Origin of the sequence: Desulfovibrio sp. ZJ200, from assembly GCF_011039095.1 — a bacterium.
GTDB lineage: Bacteria > Desulfobacterota > Desulfovibrionia > Desulfovibrionales > Desulfovibrionaceae > Desulfovibrio.
Map to the genome: position 1 here is coordinate 1 of NZ_JAAKEH010000039.1, position 3,362 is coordinate 3,362.

Genomic DNA, 3,362 nt, shown 5'->3' on the forward strand with positions numbered 1-3,362 from the left:
GTGTTCTTTTCTCAATACTTCCCGGTTCCAAATTTCGCAAGCCTTCATCGCGAGAAAATTTGCACCTGCCATTTTTCAAAAACAAAACATCTTAGATTTCAGCGTGTTGCAGTCATCGGCTCATGATTTTTAGCCTCATTCACCGACATTTATTCTGTCAGTGAGTGTGGAAGTCTGGGTTTAGAACCTTCCCCCGTGAGTCTTTTTGTTGGCGTAAACGTATTCGCCTTATTGGGACGTTGGCTATCGTCCTTGTAAGGTAATTTATACTGTGTGCGTAATGGCTTTTGTCACTGGATGCGAGATCGGCGCATGGTATAAGGCAAGGAAAGACGTTTTAGGTAATCTGCCTAAATATCAGGGGAATATATATTGAGGATGGGGCGCTTGCCCTGAGAGCGTGGTAGCAGCGGATTATTGTGTGTGCCGCAAGACAGCCTGCGGCTACTGCCGTTATCCCTTCTGTGCCGTGCAAGGCAGATACTGATTTTTTGAGCAGCGGCGATCAGGGAAGACCGTGTGAGGTGGGCATAGCGTGTGGTCGTTTTGGGGTCGCTGTGTCCCAAGAGAAGCTGAACTTCGTAGAGAGAGTGACCTTCATTTACCAACAAGCTGGCAAAGGTGTGCCGTAAATCGTGGATTCGTACAGACTCAAGGCCAAGTCTGCGGCGGAGTTTATTCCAGAAGAGATAAAGGTCGGACAAGGGCTTTCCCTGAGCATGACCGGGAAACAACCACGGTGAGCTCTCCTCGCGGCGCAGGGAGAGGATAATCTGGATTGCCTCATCCGACAGAGCGATATACCTGGGTTTATTTGATTTGGATAATGGGACGATAAGCAGGTGTTGCTCAAGGTACACGTTTTCCCATCTGGCATTGAGAATTTCACTTTTGCGCGCGCCAGTAAGCAGGAGCAGCAGTAAAGCCTGAGCTTCCAGCGCACTGGATGTTTCAAGGTTTTCTTTGAGACGCTGCGCCTCTTCCCTCGAAAGGTAGCGTTCCCGCTGTCTGAGAATTTTGAACGGCCGAACACCTCTACAGGGTGACTGTCCGGCGGGCAAATCCCCTTTTGCTTCAGCAAGTTCACAAATACTTTTGAATACCGCCAGAATACGGTTGCAGGTCGATGGGGCCAGAGAGCGTTCTGTCAGGCCATGCAGCCATGCGTCCACATCCTCCCTGGTGATTTCGTGAAGCTGGCGGCCTCCGAAAGCTGGTGAGAGATGAAGCCGGGCATTCCGTTCATCCACAGCATGTGATCTTTTGTGGTGCTGGATGTGAGGCAGGTAAACCTCAGAAACAAACCTGTCAAAGGTCAGGGATTTTTTACTTCTGCGGCCATACCGACTGTCTGGCATGGCCGCAGCCTTTTGTGAGGAAGAGGTATAGATATGAGAAGGCATGCGGTTACTCCATGTGCGGTACTCTTGTGATGACATATCTTTCTTATCGTGCATATATGACGGCAGGGACTTCTGCCATCATACTTACATCCTCTTTGCCAGCTCCTCAACCACGTCTGCCACAATGGAACAGGTATCAGCATTCAGGAGGAAGGTGGCGTCCTCATCCGCGCCTTTCTCCGCTTTAGGCAGCTTCAGGCCAGATACAGCCAGCCCGGCATCCAGCGTGAACTCCAGTTGCCGGTCGGGATCGGCGTCTGAGGTGGCCACCAGATGCAGCTTCTGGATAGCCATGCCTTCCTCAAGCGCCTGAGACACGGCGTTCAGGCTGTTCTGCACGGCAACGGCGGCCTTTTCCTCGGCCTGTTCGGAAGCGGCCAGGCTGGCGGAACCCATCGGGTGCAGGGTGTAGCCTTCGCAGGGGTAGCCTTCCCCGCGCAGGATGGCGGCAAAGAGTTTCGGCATGTCTCCCGCAGGCGTGATGGGCGTAACATCCATGCCGAACGTGGTCTTGAACAGGTCAAGCACCGGCTGCACAGCCTTGGCCGAAGCTGATCCCACAAGCAGGCGTCCTTTTTCCGCATCCCACAGGCAATCAATCACGGATGGCACAAATTCCGCCCTGGCCGTCAGCTTGGCGGTAATGGCCTCTTTCAGCTCCTTCTTGCGCTTGCCGCCCACCCTTTTGCCGGAGGCGATTTCCTCCCGCACGGCTTCGGCAAGCTGGAGGCGGATGACGGCCCCGGACGCCTTGCGCGTGTCCAGCCGGAAGGAAAAGCCGGAATAGCGGGCATCCACGGAAGCCAGCTCAAAACCGTCCGTATCCAGCGGATCGCCAAGGCCCACCCAGCCGAAACGCCTGCCGTCCGCGTCGATTTCGGGAGTGAAGGCGTGTTGCCGCAGGGCATCCAGATCAAGCGAGGCGGCCGAATCGGCCTTGCAGATCATCAGAGCTGTACTTGAAGACATGAAACCGGACATGAGAACTCCTTGTCTTTGTCGTGAGGTTGGATGGTGAAGTGATTTGTGTGATTCATGCCGCTCACCTCATGCGCGGACGTGAAATCACAAAGCCGGGTACGCCGCCGGAGGGTGAAGCCGTCTGAACGGCTGCGTTGACCTGCGGAGCCGTGAGCTGCCTGTATGCCTCCACATGCTCCAGGGCTTCCGGCAGGCTGTCAGTTGCGCTGCTTCCGCTGTCGTCGGCTGTTCATCGGTCAGAGAGGTTTTCGGCGTCCAGATGGAAACATAGTTTGGATCATCCTGCATTCGCTGTAAGTCACGCATGACAGCGTTGTGGTTTTCCCGCGTCAGAGCAAGTTCCTCCTGCTGGGGAAATGCCTTGTCCAGAGCCGCCTTCACCGTTTCCAGTTCGGCACGTTCCTGCCGGGTGCGTTCCCGCTGTTTTTCTATGGATTCGTCCAGTCCCTTGCCGAGAAAGTTGTCCACACGCTGAAACAGACCGGACAGGCTGAGCTTGTCGTCAAAGCTGTAGCGCAGATTGTCGGGCTGGAATTGCTGTTCACCCGTGCCCTGGAGAATGATCCGGAAGCCGTCATACGAGGAGATGCTCATACTTCTGATAATGGTCATTGTGAAGTCGCGATACGTCCCGAACAGCACCTTCGCGCCGGAATTTCTGGTAACTTCCTTGATGCCGCCTGCCAGAATATCCCGCATCCTCTCGCCGTCCCTGTCCCCCAACACCTTTCCCCCATGCACCAGCCCACCAGAATCTTTTCCTTGCCCTTTTCCGTCATCGTGCGCGTGTTGGCGTCTCTGAGCCGGATATTTCCGGCATAGAGCGTTTTGCTCATGAAATGAGCTAACTGCTCTAACGGTGCGCGGAACATACGCAAGGGGGAATCAATCGAGTTGCACAACCGAAGAACAGCGTAATTTGCTCTATTTTATATATTTCTTTATTACTTTTATAAACTCCTTAAAAATTGCGGATGG

The 3,362-nt window shown here is 54.0% G+C and carries 3 protein-coding genes; all 3 read right to left on the bottom strand.

What is annotated here, in order from left to right; all coding sequences use genetic code 11:
- Positions 1 to 350 precede the first annotated feature (350 nt).
- Positions 351 to 1,403 carry a site-specific integrase gene (locus G7Y52_RS11040; protein ID WP_165071852.1) on the bottom strand — a complete coding sequence of 351 codons (1,053 nt, stop codon included), beginning with the start codon at positions 1,401 to 1,403 and terminating at the stop codon, positions 351 to 353.
- 84 nt (positions 1,404 to 1,487) lie between these two features.
- Positions 1,488 to 2,372 (bottom strand): recombination-associated protein RdgC, encoded by an 885-nt coding sequence (gene rdgC, locus G7Y52_RS11045; protein ID WP_206215272.1) that lies wholly within the window; start codon positions 2,370 to 2,372, stop codon positions 1,488 to 1,490.
- Between the two features lie 96 nt (positions 2,373 to 2,468).
- On the bottom strand, positions 2,469 to 3,110 hold the full coding sequence (locus tag G7Y52_RS11050; protein WP_206215273.1) for a hypothetical protein: 642 nt from the start codon (positions 3,108 to 3,110) through the stop codon (positions 2,469 to 2,471).
- Positions 3,111 to 3,362 lie beyond the last annotated feature (252 nt).